The organism is Peribacillus sp. NPDC094092 (assembly GCF_050279365.1).
In the GTDB taxonomy this organism is placed as follows: domain Bacteria; phylum Bacillota; class Bacilli; order Bacillales; family DSM-1321; genus Peribacillus.
In genome coordinates this window covers 13,589-33,393 of sequence record NZ_JBNNUC010000012.1, presented here as the reverse complement: position 1 = coordinate 33,393, position 19,805 = coordinate 13,589, and the positions used below count along the sequence as shown (strand labels likewise).

At 41.7% G+C, this 19,805-nt stretch carries 19 protein-coding genes and 1 other annotated feature; all 19 genes read left to right on the top strand.

Annotation, left to right across the window (positions count from 1 at the left end; genetic code table 11):
• The first annotated feature begins 1 nt into the window (after nucleotide 1).
• Complete coding sequence (locus tag ACQKNS_RS26535; RefSeq protein WP_427646154.1) at nucleotides 2-424, top strand: Mini-ribonuclease 3; 423 nt, start codon at nucleotides 2-4, stop codon at nucleotides 422-424.
• Nucleotides 421-1,164, top strand: a complete 744-nt coding sequence (gene rlmB, locus ACQKNS_RS26530) for a 23S rRNA (guanosine(2251)-2'-O)-methyltransferase RlmB (protein WP_427646152.1) — start codon at nucleotides 421-423, stop codon at nucleotides 1,162-1,164. Before ACQKNS_RS26535 ends, rlmB begins: the two co-directional genes overlap by 4 nt.
• A gap of 4 nt (nucleotides 1,165-1,168) precedes the next feature.
• Nucleotides 1,169-1,678 carry an NYN domain-containing protein gene (locus ACQKNS_RS26525; RefSeq protein ID WP_034305067.1) on the top strand — a complete coding sequence of 170 codons (510 nt, stop codon included), beginning with the start codon at nucleotides 1,169-1,171 and terminating at the stop codon, nucleotides 1,676-1,678.
• Nucleotides 1,679-1,763: 85 nt separating this feature from the next.
• Nucleotides 1,764-2,396: an RNA polymerase sporulation sigma factor SigH gene (sigH, locus tag ACQKNS_RS26520; RefSeq protein WP_094246690.1), complete on the top strand. Its 633-nt coding sequence runs from the start codon at nucleotides 1,764-1,766 to the stop codon at nucleotides 2,394-2,396.
• A gap of 201 nt (nucleotides 2,397-2,597) precedes the next feature.
• Nucleotides 2,598-2,747 carry a 50S ribosomal protein L33 gene (gene rpmG / locus ACQKNS_RS26515; RefSeq protein WP_076372885.1) on the top strand — a complete coding sequence of 50 codons (150 nt, stop codon included), beginning with the start codon at nucleotides 2,598-2,600 and terminating at the stop codon, nucleotides 2,745-2,747.
• Nucleotides 2,748-2,798: 51 nt separating this feature from the next.
• Nucleotides 2,799-2,981: a preprotein translocase subunit SecE gene (gene secE / locus ACQKNS_RS26510; RefSeq protein WP_076372883.1), complete on the top strand. Its 183-nt coding sequence runs from the start codon at nucleotides 2,799-2,801 to the stop codon at nucleotides 2,979-2,981.
• Nucleotides 2,982-3,236: 255 nt separating this feature from the next.
• Entirely contained in the window at nucleotides 3,237-3,770 is a 534-nt protein-coding gene (gene nusG, locus ACQKNS_RS26505) for a transcription termination/antitermination protein NusG (protein ID WP_048677866.1), read from the top strand.
• A 174-nt stretch (nucleotides 3,771-3,944) separates the two neighbouring features.
• A complete protein-coding gene (gene rplK / locus ACQKNS_RS26500) occupies nucleotides 3,945-4,370 on the top strand; it encodes a 50S ribosomal protein L11 (RefSeq protein ID WP_063235791.1) in 426 nt (141 codons plus the stop codon).
• 104 nt (nucleotides 4,371-4,474) lie between these two features.
• A complete protein-coding gene (gene rplA, locus ACQKNS_RS26495; protein WP_427646150.1) occupies nucleotides 4,475-5,167 on the top strand; it encodes a 50S ribosomal protein L1 in 693 nt (230 codons plus the stop codon).
• Between the two features lie 50 nt (nucleotides 5,168-5,217).
• Nucleotides 5,218-5,368 (top strand) — a sequence feature (ribosomal protein L10 leader region).
• A gap of 39 nt (nucleotides 5,369-5,407) precedes the next feature.
• Nucleotides 5,408-5,908, top strand: a complete 501-nt coding sequence (rplJ, locus tag ACQKNS_RS26490) for a 50S ribosomal protein L10 (RefSeq protein ID WP_241593940.1) — start codon at nucleotides 5,408-5,410, stop codon at nucleotides 5,906-5,908.
• A gap of 62 nt (nucleotides 5,909-5,970) precedes the next feature.
• Entirely contained in the window at nucleotides 5,971-6,330 is a 360-nt protein-coding gene (gene rplL / locus ACQKNS_RS26485; RefSeq protein ID WP_427646148.1) for a 50S ribosomal protein L7/L12, read from the top strand.
• A gap of 197 nt (nucleotides 6,331-6,527) precedes the next feature.
• Nucleotides 6,528-7,133, top strand: a complete 606-nt coding sequence (locus ACQKNS_RS26480; protein ID WP_427646170.1) for a class I SAM-dependent methyltransferase — start codon at nucleotides 6,528-6,530, stop codon at nucleotides 7,131-7,133.
• A gap of 238 nt (nucleotides 7,134-7,371) precedes the next feature.
• Nucleotides 7,372-10,941, top strand: a complete 3,570-nt coding sequence (rpoB, locus tag ACQKNS_RS26475) for a DNA-directed RNA polymerase subunit beta (protein ID WP_427646147.1) — start codon at nucleotides 7,372-7,374, stop codon at nucleotides 10,939-10,941.
• Nucleotides 10,942-11,124: 183 nt separating this feature from the next.
• Nucleotides 11,125-14,724 carry a DNA-directed RNA polymerase subunit beta' gene (gene rpoC, locus ACQKNS_RS26470; RefSeq protein ID WP_427646145.1) on the top strand — a complete coding sequence of 1,200 codons (3,600 nt, stop codon included), beginning with the start codon at nucleotides 11,125-11,127 and terminating at the stop codon, nucleotides 14,722-14,724.
• 293 nt (nucleotides 14,725-15,017) lie between these two features.
• Nucleotides 15,018-15,266: a 50S ribosomal protein L7ae-like protein gene (locus ACQKNS_RS26465; RefSeq protein WP_034305040.1), complete on the top strand. Its 249-nt coding sequence runs from the start codon at nucleotides 15,018-15,020 to the stop codon at nucleotides 15,264-15,266.
• 104 nt (nucleotides 15,267-15,370) lie between these two features.
• Nucleotides 15,371-15,793 (top strand): 30S ribosomal protein S12, encoded by a 423-nt coding sequence (gene rpsL, locus ACQKNS_RS26460; RefSeq protein WP_034305038.1) that lies wholly within the window; start codon nucleotides 15,371-15,373, stop codon nucleotides 15,791-15,793.
• Nucleotides 15,794-15,834: 41 nt separating this feature from the next.
• Entirely contained in the window at nucleotides 15,835-16,305 is a 471-nt protein-coding gene (gene rpsG / locus ACQKNS_RS26455; RefSeq protein ID WP_048677878.1) for a 30S ribosomal protein S7, read from the top strand.
• Nucleotides 16,306-16,349: 44 nt separating this feature from the next.
• On the top strand, nucleotides 16,350-18,428 hold the full coding sequence (fusA, locus tag ACQKNS_RS26450) for an elongation factor G (protein ID WP_427646143.1): 2,079 nt from the start codon (nucleotides 16,350-16,352) through the stop codon (nucleotides 18,426-18,428).
• A gap of 121 nt (nucleotides 18,429-18,549) precedes the next feature.
• Complete coding sequence (gene tuf, locus ACQKNS_RS26445) at nucleotides 18,550-19,737, top strand: elongation factor Tu (protein ID WP_402843035.1); 1,188 nt, start codon at nucleotides 18,550-18,552, stop codon at nucleotides 19,735-19,737.
• Nucleotides 19,738-19,805: the final 68 nt, after the last annotated feature.

Below are 19,805 nucleotides of genomic sequence, written 5' to 3'. Positions count from 1 at the left end.
AATGCTTCATTACGATAGTAAGGTAGATGCCAAAATGCTGAATAGTCTTGCTTTAGCATATATCGGGGATGCTGTATACGAAACGTATATACGGCATCACCTCATTCAAAAAGGAGCGGTCAAGCCCAATCTGCTCCACAAAAAGGCTACATCTTTTGTAGCTGCTAAAGCGCAAAATAAAATCATCCACTTTTTCCTGGAGTCAGATTGGTTATCGGAAGAGGAATCCGCTGTCGTTCGGCGCGGACGAAATGCAAAATCCGGTACGGTACCGAAGAATACAGATGTGCAAACGTATCGCTACAGTACGGCCTTCGAGGCACTTGTGGGATTTTTGTATTTATCGGGCCGAAAAGAAAGAATGGAAGAACTCATCAAAAAATCCATTGAATACATTGAAGAAGAAAAGGGGAGTAACCCATGAGTGAAGAATATATCATTGGCAGAAACCCCGTAATGGAAGCACTTCGTTCCGAACGGGATATTAATAAAATTTGGATAGCCGAGGGCTCGCAAAAAGGCTCGATGCAACCGCTCATCGGTCTGGCGAAGGAAAAGAAGGTATTCCTGCAAATCGTACCGAAGAAAAAAATTGACCAAATGGTAGAAGGCATCCATCAAGGTGTTATCGCACAAGTGGCTGCATATGAATATGTGGAGCTGGATGACCTATTCGCAAAAGCGGCTGAACGGGATGAAGCACCATTTTTCATGATCCTTGATGAAGTTGAAGATCCGCATAATTTAGGTTCGATCATGAGGACGGCAGATGCAGTCGGGGCCCACGGGATCATCATCCCAAAAAGAAGAGCGGTGGGTTTGACGGCGACAGTGGCAAAAGCTTCGACGGGTGCAATCGAATATATTCCGGTAGCTCGCGTTACGAATTTAGCAAGAGCGGTGGAAGAGCTGAAAGAGCGAGGGGTATGGATAGTCGGTACCGATGCGAAAGGCAGCGATGATTACCGTAACATGGACGGAAAGATGCCTATCGGACTTGTTATCGGCAGCGAGGGAAAAGGCATGGCCCGGTTAATGAAGGAAAAATGTGATTTTCTCATCCGCCTCCCTATGGCAGGAAAAGTAACCTCGTTGAATGCATCGGTAGCTGCCGGTTTATTGATGTATGAGGTCTATAGAAAAAGAAACCCTCTAGGACAATGATGAAATGAATATTCTGTTGGTGGACGGTTATAACATTATTGGAGCTTGGCCGGAACTGAGAGAATTAAAAGAACGGGATCTTGCTGCTGCAAGAGATAGGCTGATAGAAATGATGGCGGAATATCAAGCATTTACCGGATACCGTGTAATTGTCGTATTTGACGCTCAATATGTTCAGGGAATTGCCCGCATATTCAAAAATCACAAAGTTGACGTAATTTTTACAAAAGAAAATGAAACTGCGGATGAAAGAATAGAAAAGATGGCGATTGAACTGAATAATGTCAAAACGCAAATTCAAGTGGCAACCTCTGACTTCACGGAACAGTGGGTGATCTTTGGCCAAGGGGCCCTAAGGAAATCCGCTCGTGAACTGCTTATTGAAATGGAAGAAATTCAAGGCGAAATCAAGAAAGATGTAAGAAAAACAACGACGATAAGACCCGTGGCTAAAATTCCTTTAAGTGAAGAAGTGGCAGAAATTTTCGAAAAATGGCGTCGGGGTAAAATTTGAACCATTGACGGGTAAAATTTACCTGCTGTATAATATTTCTATCTGAGTCAGGTCAGGGGGATATAATGTGGGTCTCAAATTCGGAATGAAACTGAACGAAAAGTATCTGCAGTTTGAGGATGATGAATTGATAGGGTTGGTGCACACTGGAGACAGTGAAGCACTTGATTATTTGATCCAAAAGTATCGTAATTTTGTAAGAGCGAAGGCAAGGACTTATTTCTTGATTGGTGCCGATAAGGAAGACATCGTGCAAGAAGGTATGATTGGTTTATATAAAGCCGTCCGTGATTTTAAAGGGGATAAGTTATCTTCTTTTAAAGCATTTGCAGAACTATGCATTACGAGGCAGATCATTACAGCTATCAAAACAGCAACACGTCAAAAACATATTCCGCTCAATTCCTATGTTTCCCTGGACAAGCCCATCTATGATGAAGAATCGGACCGAACTCTAATGGATATCATATCGGGTACAAAAGTTTTGGACCCGGAAGAACTGATCATCAACCAAGAAGAGTTTGACGATATCGAATTAAAGATGGCCGAGCTCCTGAGTGATCTTGAGAGAAAAGTGTTAGCTCTTTACCTGGATGGACAAACCTACCAAGAAATTTCGGAAGAGTTGAACCGGCATGTTAAGTCAATCGACAACGCCCTTCAGCGGGTGAAAAGAAAGCTCGAGCGCTATCTGGAAGTAAGGGAAATCAGTTTATAATCCCTCCGCTTTTTCCGCTTAATTTCATCTGTCCCTTCTCCACATGGAAGTTTATTATTCACTAAAAATTTTAATGGATGTTGAGTAACCGACGTTTTGATTTCCGGTGTCCATAATGGATGGAACCCGCTTTGATATTGACAATAAAAAACAGCCGTGATAAGGTTTTATGGATATAGTAGATAGGATAGGTGTATCTTAATGCGAAAAAAAATAGTTCTTGCATGCTCTGATTGCGGTTCAAGAAATTATAGTTATGAGAGCAAACAATCTACAAGCGGCGAACGACTGGAAATCAAGAAATTTTGCAGTACGTGCAACTCACACTCGATTCATAAAGAAACGAAATAACCGTTTTATAAATAGATTTGACAGAAGCTTCTAATGCTTGGAGGTACATTCATGAAACGATTTACCGAATTTTTCAGCGGAGTCGCTCGCGAAATGCGAAAAGTAAGCTGGCCGAAACGCAAGGAGCTTACCAAATATACAATCGTTGTAGTAACGACTGTATTGTTCATGGCTTTATTCTTTACAGTGGTCGATTTGGGCATTTCCGAATTAATTCGCCTAGTTATTGAATAAGAGATTCAAAAATAAGGTATAATAGTGATAGAATAATATGTGTCAGCAGAAAAGCCCGGAAACGGGTTTTTTAATTTGTCTTTTTTAATAAGTGAAGAAGCTTAAAATCGAGCACTGCTGTAATATGAATCATCACAATATTTTCTAGTTAAGTCGGGATGACGCGTATGGTATTTTGGCTAAAACGTTCAAAGATAAAGATTAATAAAGAAAATGATTGATTGCAGGGAGGGAAGGACGTTAAAGTCCTAACACATGGAAAAGAATTGGTATGTAGTTCACACCTATTCAGGTTATGAGAACAAGGTTAAGGCTAACTTGGAAAAACGTGTTGAAACTATGGGGATGGAAGACAAAATCTTTCGCGTTGTAGTTCCAGAAGAAGAAGAAACAGAAGTGAAAGATGGCAAGAAGAAAGTGACAAAAAAGAAAGTGTTCCCGGGTTATGTATTGGTAGAAATCATCATGACGGATGATTCATGGTATGTTGTCCGGAATACGCCTGGCGTAACAGGTTTCGTAGGTTCATCTGGGGCCGGGTCAAAACCGACTGCATTGCTTCCAGAGGAAATTGAAGTCGTCCTTAAACGAATGGGCGTGGATGAAAGCAAAATCGAAGTTGATTTTGAAATCGGTGATACGGTCCAAGTTAAAGAGGGACCATTCGCAACCTTTGCAGGTCCAATTGAAGAACTTGATAAAGACAAAGGCAAAGTAAGGGTCCTAGTCAATATGTTCGGTCGCGATACACCGGTTGAACTTGATTTTAATCAAGTGGAAAAATTATAAACGGAAAAAAACTTGAAATTGCCTTTTGAAAGTGGTAAAATTTCAAAGGTCAGTATGTTTCAATTTTTAGGCCTCAACGATACAAGCATTCTTTATTAATATATAAAGAATTCAAGATGAGTGGGAGGGTATTACCCTATTACCACATCACGGACTTATAAGGAGGTGTGTCTCGTGGCTAAAAAAGTAATTAAAATGGTTAAATTGCAAATTCCTGCTGGTAAAGCGAATCCGGCACCGCCAGTCGGTCCTGCATTAGGTCAAGCTGGTGTAAACATCATGGGATTCTGTAAGGAGTTCAACGCTCGTACAGCAGATCAAGCTGGTCTAATTATTCCTGTTGAAATCACGGTATTTGAAGACCGTTCATTTACATTCATTACAAAAACTCCGCCGGCTGCAGTATTGCTTAAGAAAGTAGCTGGTATCGAGTCTGGTTCTGGTGAACCTAACCGTAAAAAAGTTGCTACAGTCAAGCGTGATCAAGTGCGCGAGATTGCTGAAACTAAAATGCCTGACCTAAACGCTGCAAGCGTTGAAGCTGCAATGCGTATGGTTGAAGGTACTGCTCGCAGCATGGGTATTGTCATCGAAGACTAATCCATGTAATTGCTATTTGTTTCTACGGGGTTGCGATTGATACTCGCAACCTTTATTCGTGGGAGGTCATTCCGTTAAAACCACAATTTAGGAGGATTTATATCATGGCAAAAAAAGGTAAAAAGTATCTTGAAGCAGCTAAGCTTGTGGAAGTTTCTAAGGCTTATGCTGTAACTGAAGCAATTGAAGTTGCTAAAAAAGCAAACTTCGCAAAATTCGATGCGACTGTTGAAGTTGCTTTCCGTTTAGGCGTAGACCCTAAGAAAGCTGACCAACAAATTCGTGGAGCTGTTGTTCTGCCGAATGGTACTGGTAAAACTCAACGCGTATTAGTATTCGCTAAAGGCGAAAAAGCAAAAGAAGCGGAAGCTGCTGGTGCTGACTACGTTGGCGAATCTGACTACATCAACAAAATCCAACAAGGATGGTTCGAATTCGATGTAATCGTTGCGACTCCAGACATGATGGGTGAAGTTGGTAAACTTGGCCGTGTATTAGGACCTAAAGGTTTAATGCCTAACCCTAAAACTGGCACAGTAACTTTCGATGTAACGAAAGCTGTTAATGAAATTAAAGCTGGTAAAGTTGAATACCGCGTAGATAAAGCTGGTAACATCCATGCTCCAATCGGTAAAGTATCTTTTGAAGATGCTAAACTAGTGGAAAACTTCACTGCTATCTATGATACATTATTAAAAGTTAAACCTGCGGCTGCTAAAGGAACTTACATGAAAAACGTTTCTGTAACAACTACAATGGGCCCTGGTGTGAAAGTTGATCCTTCTACTTTCAAATAATAATTGACATACCAAAACTATTATTGTTATAATAAGTTTTGTTGTGAAATAAATGAATACTATTTGTACCGTAGACAGTAGGTGCTCATTACGAGCTTAATTCCCTGCCGAGGTAATTCGATAATAATAGTCCTAGACTATGACTTTTGAAATTACTGCCTTCATGTCTGCAATAGAGATGAAGGCTTTTTCTTTGAAACGGTATAAATGTTTTCAAGCAAATCTACAGGAGGTGTAAGGATGAACGCAATTATTGAACAAAAGCAAAAAATCGTTGCTGAGATTTCTGATAAGTTAACTTCAAGCCAATCAACAGTAGTTGTTGACTACCGTGGATTGACTGTTGCTGAAGTAACAGAACTTCGTAAGCAACTTCGTGAAGCTGGCGTTGAGTTTAAAGTTTACAAAAACTCTTTAACTCGCCGTGCTGCTGAAAGTGCTGAACTTAGCGCTTTGAACGAATCATTGACAGGTCCAAACGCAATTGCATTCTCAACTGAAGATGTTATTGCGCCAGCAAAAATCCTTAACGATTTTGCGAAAAAACATGAAGCGTTAGAAATCAAAGCTGGAGTTATCGAAGGAAATGTTGCAACTGCTGAAGAAATTAAAGCTCTTGCAGAACTACCTTCACGCGAAGGCCTACTTTCAATGCTACTCAGCGTGCTACAAGCACCTATGCGCGGACTTGCTCTTGCTACAAAAGCTGTTGCAGAGCAAAAAGAAGAACAAGGCGCGTAAGCTAACCGCTTATCTAGCCTATTGATTCAAAAAAAACCAACCATTTCGAGGAGGAAATAAAAATGACTAAAGATCAAATCATTGAAGCAGTTAAAAATATGACTGTTTTAGAATTAAACGACCTTGTAAAAGCAATCGAAGAAGAATTCGGCGTAACTGCTGCTGCACCTGTAGCTGTAGCTGCTGCTGGTGGCGCTGCTGCTGAAGAGAAAACTGAGTTTGATGTAATCCTTACATCTGCTGGAGATCAAAAAATCAAAGTTATCAAAGCTGTACGTGAAGTTACAGGTCTTGGACTTAAAGAAGCAAAAGAACTTGTTGACAACACTCCAAAACCAATCAAAGAAGGCGCTTCTAAAGAAGAAGCTGAAGAAATCAAAGCTAAACTTGAAGAAGTTGGAGCTGGCGTTGAAGTTAAGTAATCTTGCATAAACAAAAAGCTCGCTATCACTGGCGGGCTTTTTTTCTTCATTTTTAAAGAAATGACGGAAACTGGCCGGTAATGGTTTGGTAACGAGAGGATTTTGTTATTCGAACATTGCGGCGTGCAAGCATCCATTCTTCAATTCTCTTCTCTCATTAAATCTTCAATATTCCTTTCTGATAGGGGGAGATGACTCTGACAGAGCATTACTACTCACATAAACCGGATGTCGTAAGCAATCCGAAATTTTGGGATTTCACATTAAAGGGACGTACATTTCGCTTCAAAAGTGATAATGGAGTTTTTTCGAAAAAGGAAGTTGATTTCGGATCGCGTCTTTTGGTTGAGAGTTTTAACCTTGATGAAGCTGTGGAAGGTGATATTCTCGATGTTGGTTGCGGTTATGGACCAATCGGAATATCGATTGCGGCAGCTTATCCCGATAGAACGATAGAAATGATTGATATAAATAGCCGGGCAGTTGAATTGTCAAAAGAGAATGCGGCATCTAATGGAATCGCAAATGTGAAGATTTACGAAAGTGATCGTTTTGACAAAGTTGCCTCCAATCAATTCGCGGCGATTCTTACGAACCCTCCCATTCGCGCAGGTAAAAGTGTAGTCCACGAAATTTTAGAAGAAGGCTATCGCAGGTTGGTAGCTGGCGGAGAATTATGGGTTGTCATTCAAAAAAAACAAGGGGCTCCATCCGCAATGGATAAAATGGAGCAATTATTTGGAAATGTAGAAGTACCCGTTAAGAAAAAAGGTTACTATATACTATTATCCAAAAAGGTTTGACTCTAAATTTTCGCTATGTTAGTATTATAAAATGCATATATATAATTCCGTAACTATGCAATTTTTATACCATTGATGTATAATCAATGGATAATATGGAAAAAATATATAAATAATAGTTCGTTTTATGAGAAATAGTGGTTTTTAAAATAAAAACCATTTTCTTTTTGTCTATGGAAATGATTCCTTTTCCGAGGCAAATGGATCCTTATAACGCTTGATTTAAGGGGTGAATCAGTTGACAGGTCAACTTGTTCAGTATGGACGACACCGCCAACGTAGAAGTTATGCAAGAATCAGTGAGGTTTTGGATCTTCCGAACCTGATTGAAATTCAAACAGCTTCTTATCAATGGTTTCTAGATGTAGGTTTAAAGGAAATGTTCCAGGATATTTCTCCTATTGAGGATTTTACAGGTAATTTATCGTTAGAATTCATCGATTACAGCTTAGCTGAGCCGAAGTATTCTGTGGAAGAAACAAAAGAACGCGATGTTACGTATTCTGCACCACTACGTGTGAAAGTGCGCCTTGTTAACAAAGAAACAGGGGAAGTAAAAGACCAGGATGTATTTATGGGCGATTTCCCGCTGATGACTGAAACAGGTACATTTGTCATCAATGGTGCTGAACGGGTAATTGTATCCCAATTAGTGCGCTCGCCGAGTGTTTACTACAATGGGAAAATGGATAAAAACGGTAAGCTTGGATTCTCTGCGACCGTTATTCCTAACCGTGGCGCATGGCTCGAATATGAAACAGACGCCAAGGATGTTGTGTATGTTCGGATCGACCGCACCAGGAAATTACCGATCACGGTATTGATGCGTGCCCTTGGATTCGGAACAGATCAAGAAATCATCGATTTGATCGGAGACAACGAATATCTTCGCAACACTCTGGAAAAGGATAACACCGAGAGTGTAGAAAAAGCATTACTAGAAATCTATGAGCGTCTACGCCCAGGTGAACCGCCTACTGTCGAAAACGCGAAAAGTCTTTTAGTATCACGCTTTTTTGATCCGAAACGTTATGATTTAGCTAATGTAGGCCGTTATAAAATTAATAAAAAACTGCATATCAAGAACCGTTTATTCGGACAACGTATTGCAGAGACTTTGATTGATCCCGAAACAGGTGAAATCATCGTCGAAAAAGGGACAATGCTTGATCGTCGGACTCTTGATAGGATCCTGCCTCATATCGAAGGCGGAATCGGATTCAAGACATTCCATCCATCTGGCGGTGTGGTAGAGGAAGAAACTCTTCTTCAACCTATTAAAGTGTTTGCGCCAAACGATGCTGAAGGCGAAAAAGTGATCAATATCATCGGCAATGCCTATGTGACTGACCAGGTCAAAAACATTACACCGGCTGATATCATTTCTTCCATCAGTTATTTCTTTAATTTATTGCATGGTGTGGGAATCACGGATGACATTGACCATTTAGGTAACCGTCGTCTGCGTTCCGTTGGTGAATTGCTGCAAAACCAATTCAGAATTGGTCTATCCCGTATGGAGCGTGTTGTACGTGAAAGAATGTCCATTCAGGATACGAATACAATCACTCCACAGCAACTAATCAACATTCGCCCGGTCATTGCATCCATTAAGGAGTTCTTTGGAAGCTCACAGCTTTCCCAATTCATGGATCAAACGAACCCGTTGGCTGAATTGACACATAAACGTCGTCTATCTGCATTGGGACCTGGTGGTCTGACACGTGAGCGTGCTGGCTTTGAAGTACGTGACGTTCATTATTCCCACTATGGCCGCATGTGTCCGATTGAAACGCCTGAGGGACCGAATATCGGTTTGATTAACTCGTTATCCAGTTTTGCAAAGGTTAACCCATATGGCTTCATTGAAACACCATATCGCCGTGTGGACCCTGATACAGGTAGAATTACAAGCCAAATCGATTACTTAACAGCTGATGAGGAAGATAATTATGTAGTTGCCCAAGCGAATGTAAGACTGTCAGATGACGGCTCATTCCTTGATAATGATGTTGTTGCACGTTTCCGCGGTGAAAACACCGTTGTTCCGCGCGACCGCGTAGATTACATGGATGTATCTCCTAAACAGGTTGTATCTGCTGCGACAGCATGTATTCCTTTCTTGGAAAATGATGACTCCAACCGTGCCCTTATGGGAGCGAACATGCAACGTCAAGCAGTTCCTTTGCTGCAACCGGAAGCCCCTCGAGTCGGAACGGGTATGGAGTATGTTTCAGCGAAAGACTCCGGTGCTGCCGTAATCTGTAAACACCCTGGTATCGTAGAGCACGTTGAATCACGTGAAGTATGGGTGCGTAGGGTAAGTGAAGTTGACGGAAAGCAAGTAAAAGGAAACCTTGATAAGTATCGTCTATTAAAATTCATTCGTTCCAACCAAGGAACGTGCTATAATCAACGCCCTATCGTAAGTGTTGGCGACAACGTTGTAAAAGGTGAAATCCTTGCTGATGGTCCTTCAATGGAAAAAGGTGAGTTGGCACTTGGCCGTAACGTATTGGTTGCCTTCATGACATGGGATGGATATAACTATGAAGATGCCATCATCATGAGTGAACGATTGGTTAAAGATGATGTGTACACTTCCATTCATATTGAAGAATATGAATCTGAATCACGCGATACAAAATTAGGGCCTGAAGAAATCACACGTGATATCCCTAACGTAGGGGAAGATGCGCTTCGTAATCTTGATGAGCGCGGAATTATCCGTGTGGGTGCTGAAGTGAAAGACGGAGACCTTCTCGTTGGTAAAGTAACGCCTAAAGGTGTAACGGAATTGACTGCCGAGGAACGTCTATTACATGCAATCTTCGGTGAAAAGGCACGTGAAGTAAGGGATACGTCACTTCGTGTTCCTCACGGCGGCGGCGGAATCGTTCTTGATGTTAAAGTGTTCAACAGAGAAGACGGCGATGAACTGCCTCCTGGTGTAAACCAACTAGCACGTGTATATATCGTTCAAAAACGTAAAATCCATGAAGGCGATAAAATGGCCGGACGACATGGTAACAAAGGGGTAATCTCCAGGATCCTTCCTGAAGAAGATATGCCTTATTTACCAGATGGCACTCCAGTCGACATCATGTTAAACCCATTGGGTGTACCTTCTCGTATGAACATCGGTCAGGTGTTGGAGCTTCACTTAGGTATGGCTGCACGCGCACTTGGCATTCATGTAGCATCTCCTGTATTCGATGGTGCCACCGAGGAAGATGTTTGGGGTACGATAGAAGAAGCCGGGATGTCCCGTGATGCCAAAACAGTCCTATATGACGGCCGTTCAGGCGAAGCATTCGATAACCGTGTATCAGTTGGTGTCATGTATATGATCAAACTGGCACATATGGTCGATGATAAACTTCATGCGCGTTCAACTGGACCTTACTCCCTTGTTACGCAGCAACCACTTGGTGGTAAAGCGCAATTTGGCGGACAGCGTTTCGGTGAGATGGAAGTATGGGCACTTGAAGCTTATGGTGCTGCTTATACATTACAAGAAATCCTAACCGTTAAATCAGATGATGTCGTAGGTCGTGTTAAAACGTACGAAGCGATTGTCAAAGGTGAAAATGTCCCTGAACCAGGCGTTCCTGAGTCCTTCAAAGTATTGATTAAGGAGCTTCAAAGTTTAGGATTGGATGTTAAAATCCTTAATGCCGAAGATCGTGAAATCGAAATGCGTGATTTGGAAGATGAAGATGATGCCAACCAAGCCGACAGATTAAGCCTTGATTCAGAAACCAAGGATATGGTTGCTTCCGAAGTTGGGGCACCTGTCAAAGAATAAAATTAAATATAAACATATCTAGTTATATATTACCTGCTCTGACTGGCAGCGAGATGTTCATTTGAAGATCTGCTGCCTTGTTAGAGCCTTATTGATTCAATCAACCATCATCCGGTGTAAGATTGCCTGAAATTTGACGGCAATCAAGGGTTAAACCTGGAGATTAAAAGGGAGGTAGGCCCCTTGTTAGACGTTAATAATTTTGAGTATATGAAAATTGGTCTTGCTTCACCAGACAAGATTCGTTCTTGGTCCCATGGAGAAGTTAAAAAACCAGAAACAATCAACTATCGTACGTTAAAGCCAGAAAAAGACGGTTTATTCTGTGAGAGAATTTTTGGACCTCAAAAGGACTGGGAATGTCATTGCGGAAAATATAAACGTGTTCGTTATAAAGGCGTAGTCTGTGACCGTTGTGGCGTTGAAGTCACTCGTGCTAAGGTGCGTCGTGAGCGTATGGGTCATATTGAGCTGGCAGCTCCAGTTTCACACATATGGTATTTCAAAGGAATCCCTAGCCGTATGGGACTTGTACTTGACATGTCTCCACGGGCTTTGGAAGAAGTCATTTACTTTGCATCTTACGTCGTAACTGAAACGGGCGATACAACTTTAGAAAAGAAACAGCTTCTTTCCGAAAAGGAATATCGTACATACCGTGAAAAATACGGTAAGAAATTCCAAGCTGCCATGGGTGCGGAGGCTATTAAAAAACTTTTACAAGATATTGATACGGAAAAGGAAGTAGAGTCGTTGAAAGAGGAGCTTAAAACAGCTCAAGGACAACGCAGAACCCGTGCAATCAAACGCTTGGAAGTGCTTGAAGCATTCCGTAACTCCGGAAATGAGCCTTCATGGATGATCCTTGACGTTCTTCCGGTCATTCCACCGGAACTTCGTCCTATGGTTCAACTTGATGGAGGACGTTTTGCCACATCTGATCTAAATGATTTATATCGCCGTGTTATCAACCGTAATAATCGGTTGAAAAGATTACTGGACCTTGGAGCACCAAGCATTATCGTTCAAAATGAGAAGCGCATGCTGCAAGAAGCTGTCGATGCTCTTATCGATAATGGCCGTCGGGGCCGTCCGGTAACTGGACCTGGTAACCGTCCGTTAAAATCTTTATCTCACATGTTAAAAGGTAAACAAGGTCGTTTCCGTCAAAACCTTCTTGGTAAACGTGTTGATTATTCTGGTCGTTCCGTTATCGTAGTCGGACCAAACTTAAAGATGTACCAATGTGGTCTTCCAAAAGAAATGGCGATTGAATTATTCAAACCATTCGTTATGAAGGAGCTTGTTCAAAGAGGCCTGGCACATAACATCAAATCCGCCAAGCGTAAAATTGAACGTTTATCTCCTGAAATTTGGGATGTATTAGAAGAAGTTATTAGAGAACACCCAGTACTATTGAACCGTGCACCGACTCTTCACAGACTTGGGATCCAAGCATTTGAACCAACGTTGGTTGAAGGTCGCGCAATTCGTTTGCATCCGCTCGTATGTACAGCTTACAACGCTGACTTCGATGGTGACCAAATGGCGGTCCACGTTCCTCTATCTTCTGAAGCCCAAGCTGAAGCACGCATGCTTATGCTTGCAGCACAGAACATTTTGAACCCTAAAGATGGTAAACCTGTCGTTACACCTTCTCAAGATATGGTATTAGGTAACTATTACTTAACATTGGAAAGAGAAGGCGCTATCGGTGAGGGTATGATCTTTAAAGATACAAGTGAAGCATTACTTGCATACCAAAACGGATATGTACACCTACATTCCCGCTGTGCCGTACATGCATCATCACTAAATAATGAAACTTTCACTGAAGAACAAAACGGCCAACTTCTCATCACGACTGTTGGTAAATTAATCTTCAATGAAATTTTACCTAAATCATTCCCGTATATTAACGAACCGACACGATATAATTTGGAAACGAAAACTCCAGAGAAATATTTTGTGGAAAAAGGCGCTAATATCCCTGAGTTGATTAAGTCCCAACCTGCTATCGATCCTTTCAAGAAAAAGATTCTTGGAAATATCATTGCGGAAGTATTTAAACGCTTTAAAATCACCGAAACATCCAAAATGCTTGACCGGATGAAAGATCTTGGATTCAAATATTCGACAAAAGCTGGTATTACCGTTGGTGTGGCTGATATCGTCGTATTAAAAGAAAAACAAGAAATCATCACTGAGGCTCAAACCAAAGTGGATAACGTCTTGAAACAATTCAGACGCGGTCTTATCACTGAGGATGAGCGTTATGATCGCGTCATTTCGATCTGGAGTGCTGCCAAGGATACCATTCAGTCCAAACTTATGGACTCACTGGACCGTCGCAACCCGATCTTCATGATGAGTGACTCCGGTGCCCGTGGTAATGCTTCCAACTTTACGCAGCTTGCGGGTATGCGTGGTTTGATGGCCAACCCGGCTGGACGTATCATTGAATTACCGATCAAATCAAGTTTCCGTGAAGGTTTAACAGTGTTGGAGTACTTCATCTCTACACATGGTGCGCGTAAAGGTCTTGCCGATACAGCGCTTAAAACAGCCGATTCCGGTTACCTTACCCGTCGACTTGTTGACGTTGCACAAGATGTCATCATTCGTGATGACGATTGCGGAACGGACCGCGGCTTGAAAATTTCAGCCTTGAGAGAGGGTACTGAAATAATTGAGCATCTTGAAGAGCGCCTAATTGGCCGTTATGCAAGAAAAGCGATCAGGCATCCAGAAACAAATGAAGTAATCGTGGCTGAAAACGACCTTATTACTGAAGATCTTGCTAACTATATTGAATCACTTGGAATTGAAACAGCATGGATCCGTTCCGCCTTTACATGCAACACCAGTCATGGTGTATGTAAAAAATGTTATGGACGTAACTTGGCTACAGGTCAGGAAGTTGAAGTGGGCGAAGCAGTCGGTATTATTGCCGCTCAATCAATCGGAGAACCTGGTACACAGTTAACGATGCGTACATTCCATACAGGTGGGGTTGCTGGAGATGATATCACTCAAGGTCTTCCTCGTATCCAAGAGATATTTGAAGCGAGAAACCCTAAAGGTCAAGCTGTCATTTCCGAAATCGAAGGAACGATTGTTTCGATTAATGAAATTCGGGATAAACAACAGGAAATCGTCGTTCAAGGTGCCGTTGAATCACGCACGTATACTGCTCCATACACAGCGCGTTTAAGAGTAACTGTTGATACGCCTGTCCGTCGTGGTGAAGAGTTGACAGAGGGTTCCATCGATCCGAAAGAATTGCTGAAGGTTACAGATGTACTTACTGTTCAGGAATACCTGCTTCATGAAGTTCAAAAAGTATACCGGATGCAAGGTGTTGAAATCGGCGATAAACATATCGAGGTAATGGTTAGACAAATGATGCGTAAAGTCCGTGTGCTTGATGCAGGTGAAACTGAAGTGCTTCCAGGAACATTACTGGACGTCAACCAATTCACAACTGCAAACACCGATGCATTGCTGACCAACAAATTACCGGCTACAGGACGCCCTGTATTGCTAGGTATCACAAAAGCATCACTAGAAACGGATTCCTTCTTGTCTGCCGCGTCATTCCAAGAAACAACCAGAGTCTTGACTGATGCAGCAATAAAAGGAAAACGTGATGAATTGCTTGGACTTAAAGAAAATGTCATCATCGGTAAACTTGTCCCTGCAGGAACGGGAATGCTTAGATACAGAAAAGCAAACCCTGTCGTTGTTGGTGACGAAAGTGCCGATACCGTAACAGTGGATTAAAGGATAAAGGACCAGCTCAATAATTCAAACTGAAAACTCCACTCCTGTTTCCCATTGGAGCTGAAGGATCAGAGTTTATTGAGCTGGTCTCTCTTATTACTCATGGCTGACTGAAAAGCAGCTTGGGGATTTGATATATTCCGTTTAGGCAAATAGATAATCTTAATAGAATTATGTAAGGAAAACCTTTTGCTTGAATTATTTTTTTGAAAGAAGTTGACAGTATCCGACTAATAATGATACTATAGCAAAGGTGCTCCTATGTTACCCTGTAACTTTGGAGGATATGGACCATGTCTTATGAAAAAGTAATACAGGCAAAGTCAGTGATTATAGGGACGAAGCAAGCAGTTAGAGCTCTTAAAAACAATTTAATTCAAGAAGTTATCATCGCTGATGATGCAGATATATACTTGACTGGGCGTGTCGTCGAGACCGCCAAAGAATTGGATGTTCCTATCACATATGTTGATTCGATGAGAATGCTTGGCAAAGCATGTGGTATTGATGTCGGAGCAGCAACTGTTGCCATCAAAAAGTAAAGATGTTTTTGCAATTATATTTGCAAAGACTTTGTTTTTACCCATTTATGAACCACCTGGATGTGTGGTACTAGAAATGAAAACGTGAAGGGAGGAAAAATGTAATGCCTACTATTAATCAATTAGTGCGTAAAGGACGCGAGTCTAAAGAGGTTAATTCAAAATCTCCAGCACTTAACAAAGGCTACAACAGCTTTAAAAAAGCACAAACTAACGTATCATCTCCGCAAAAACGTGGTGTTTGCACTCGTGTGGGTACTATGACACCGAAAAAACCAAACTCCGCGTTACGTAAATATGCGCGTGTACGTTTAACAAACGGTATCGAGGTAACAGCTTATATCCCAGGTATCGGTCACAACCTACAAGAACACAGCGTGGTTCTTATCCGTGGCGGACGTGTAAAAGATTTACCAGGGGTACGTTACCATATCGTACGTGGTGCTCTTGATACAGCTGGAGTTAACAATCGTATGCAAGGCCGTTCTAAATACGGTACTAAGCGTCCGAAAGCAGCAAAAAAATAATCTTAAACAAAAATTGAACTTTCTTGAAAGGAGGAAATATAATGCCTCGTAAAGGACCTGTAACGAAAAGAGACGTATTACCAGATCCAATATATAATTCAAAACTTGTGACTCGCTTAATCAACAAATTAATGGTTGATGGACAAAGAGGTAAATCACAAAAAATTCTTTACTCTGCATTTGATTTAATCAAAGAACGTACTGGCAATGAGCCGATCGAAGTTTTCGATCAAGCACTTAAAAACATCATGCCTGTACTAGAAGTAAAAGCACGCCGTGTGGGTGGAGCTAACTACCAAGTACCAGTTGAGGTGCGTCCAGACCGTAAATCGACTCTAGGACTTCGTTGGTTAGTAAACTACTCTCGCCTTCGTGGAGAAAAAACGATGGAAGAGCGTTTAGCTTATGAAATCATGGATGCTGCTAACAACACTGGAGCAGCAGTTAAGAAACGTGAGGATACTCACAAAATGGCAGAAGCCAACAAAGCTTTCGCACATTATCGCTGGTAAGATCAAACACTATAAAATCCTTATAGAAGGAAGGAGAAAGACAAATGGCAAGAGAGTTCTCCTTAGCAAACACTCGTAATATCGGTATCATGGCTCACATCGATGCTGGTAAAACGACAACAACAGAACGTGTTCTTTATTACACTGGTAAAATCCACAAAATTGGTGAAACGCACGAAGGTGCTTCACAAATGGACTGGATGGAACAGGAACAAGAACGCGGAATCACGATCACTTCCGCTGCAACAACTGCACAGTGGAAAGGGCACCGTGTAAACATCATCGATACACCGGGACACGTAGACTTCACAGTTGAAGTTGAACGTTCTTTGCGTGTACTTGATGGAGCTGTAGCTGTACTTGATGCCCAATCAGGTGTTGAGCCTCAAACTGAAACAGTTTGGCGCCAAGCTACAACTTACGGTGTACCACGTGTCGTATTCGTAAATAAAATGGACAAAATCGGTGCAGATTTCTTGTATTCAGTTGGAACAATCCATGACCGTTTACAAGCTAACGCTCACCCAGTTCAGTTACCAATCGGAGCAGAAGATCAATTCTCTGCAATCATCGACCTTATTGAAATGAAAACTCATTTCTACGGTAATGACCTAGGAACTGATATCACTATCGGCGAAATTCCGGAAGAACACCGTGAATTAGCTGAAGAATACCGTGAAAAGTTAATTGAAGCAGTAGCAGAAGTTAATGAAGACTTAATGGAAAAATACCTTGGCGGCGAAGAAATCAGCATTGCAGAATTGAAAGCAGCCATTCGTACAGCAACCGTTAATGTTGAATTCTTCCCTGTTATTTGCGGATCAGCTTTCAAAAACAAAGGTGTTCAATTAATGCTTGATAACGTTATCGACTTCCTTCCATCTCCTTTGGATGTACCAGCTATCAAAGGTACATTACCGGATTCAGAAGAAGAAGTGGAACGTCATTCAGATGATGCTGAACCGTTCTCAGCTTTAGCGTTTAAAGTTATGACTGACCCTTACGTTGGTAAACTTACATTCTTCCGTGTGTACTCAGGTACATTAGAATCCGGATCTTATGTAATCAACTCAACTAAAGGAAAACGTGAACGTATTGGACGTATCCTTCAAATGCACGCAAACAGCCGTGAAGAAATTTCTACTGTATATGCAGGAGATATCGCAGCTGCTGTTGGATTGAAAGATACTACAACTGGTGATACTCTATGTGATGACAAGAACCAAGTAATTCTTGAGTCCATGGTATTCCCAGAGCCAGTTATCTCACTTTCAGTTGAACCGAAATCAAAGGCAGACCAAGACAAAATGTCTCAAGCTTTACAAAAGCTTCAAGATGAAGATCCAACATTCCGTGCGCACACTGACCAAGAAACTGGTCAAACAATCATCGCTGGTATGGGTGAACTTCACTTGGACATCCTTGTTGACCGTATGCGTCGCGAATTCAAAGTGGAAGCAAACGTTGGTGCTCCTCAGGTAGCATACCGTGAAACTTTCCGTGGTTCAGCTAAAGTTGAAGGTAAATTCGTTCGCCAATCTGGTGGTCGTGGACAATTCGGACACGTATGGATTGAATTTGGTCCAAACGAAGAAGGTAAAGGATTCGAATTTGAAAATGCTATCGTCGGTGGTGTAGTACCACGTGAATACATCCCTGCTGTACAAGCTGGATTAGTTGATTCACTTGACCGTGGTGTACTTGCTGGTTACCCGCTAGTCGACATCAAAGCAAAATTATTCGACGGATCTTACCATGACGTTGACTCCAATGAAATGGCATTTAAAATCGCTGCATCCATGGCACTTAAAAATGCAGCATCTAAATGTAGTCCTGTCATCCTTGAGCCAATCATGAAAGTGGAAGTAGTTATTCCAGAAGATTACCTAGGCGACATCATGGGGGATATCACATCTCGTCGTGGTCGCGTAGAAGGTATGGAAGCTCGCGGTAACACACAAATGGTTAAAGCGATGGTTCCACTATCTGAAATGTTCGGATATGCTACATCTTTACGTTCTAACACTCAAGGACGCGGAACATTCTCTATGCACTTCGATCATTATGAAGAAGTACCTAAGAGCATTTCTGAAGAAATCATCAAAAAAAATAAAGGTGAATAATTGATTTTCATCTCTTATTAAAGTATAACTATCTTATGTAAGCTGTGATGGAAGAATTAGTCTTCTTTCACAGCCCCTATATACTTAATCTTTTATTTATAATTTTAAGGAGGAATTCCTAATGGGAAAAGCTAAATTTGATCGTTCAAAACCGCACGTTAACGTTGGAACAATTGGTCACGTTGACCATGGTAAAACAACTCTAACTGCTGCAATCACAACTGTACTTGCTAAATCTGGTGGCGCAGAAGCTCGCGCTTATGACCAAATCGATGGTGCTCCAGAAGAAAGAGAACGTGGTATCACAATCTCTACTGCACACGTTGAGTATGAAACAGCTAACCGTCACTATGCACACGTTGACTGCCCAGGACATGCTGACTATGTTAAAAACATGATCACAGGTGCTGCACAAATGGACGGCGGTATCCTAGTAGTATCTGCTGCTGATGGCCCAATGCCACAAACTCGTGAGCACATCCTTCTTTCTCGTCAAGTTGGTGTACCATTCCTAGTAGTATTCATGAACAAATGCGACATGGTTGATGACGAAGAACTTCTTGAATTAGTAGAAATGGAAATTCGTGACCTTCTTTCTGAATACGAATTCCCTGGCGATGACATTCCAGTTATCAAAGGTTCTGCACTAAAAGCTCTTGAAGGTGACGCAGCTTGGGAAGAAAAAATCCATGAATTAATGGCAGCTGTTGACGAGTATATCCCAGAACCAACTCGTGACACTGAAAAACCATTCATGATGCCAGTTGAGGATGTATTCTCTATCACTGGTCGTGGAACAGTTGCAACTGGCCGTGTTGAGCGTGGACAAGTTAAAGTCGGTGACGTTGTTGACATCATCGGATTCAACGAAGAGTCTAAACCAACAACAGTAACTGGTGTTGAAATGTTCCGTAAACTTCTTGACTATGCTGAAGCTGGTGACAACATCGGTGCACTTCTTCGTGGTGTATCCCGTGAAGATATCCAACGTGGACAAGTTATTGCTAAACCAGGCACTATCACTCCACACACAAAGTTCAAAGCAGAAGTTTATGTTCTTTCTAAAGAAGAAGGTGGACGTCACACTCCATTCTTTACAAACTACCGTCCTCAGTTCTACTTCCGTACAACTGACGTAACTGGTATTTGTAACCTTCCTGAAGGCGTAGAAATGGTTATGCCTGGAGACAACATCGAAATGACTGTAGAACTTATCGCTCCAATCGCTATCGAAGAAGGTACTAAATTCTCTATCCGTGAGGGTGGACGTACTGTAGGCGCTGGCGTAGTTGCTACAATCCAAGAATAATTGATTGATAAAACAATATTGGAAGGGACGCCTTCCGGAAGAAGCAGATGGGACGCCATCTGCTTCTT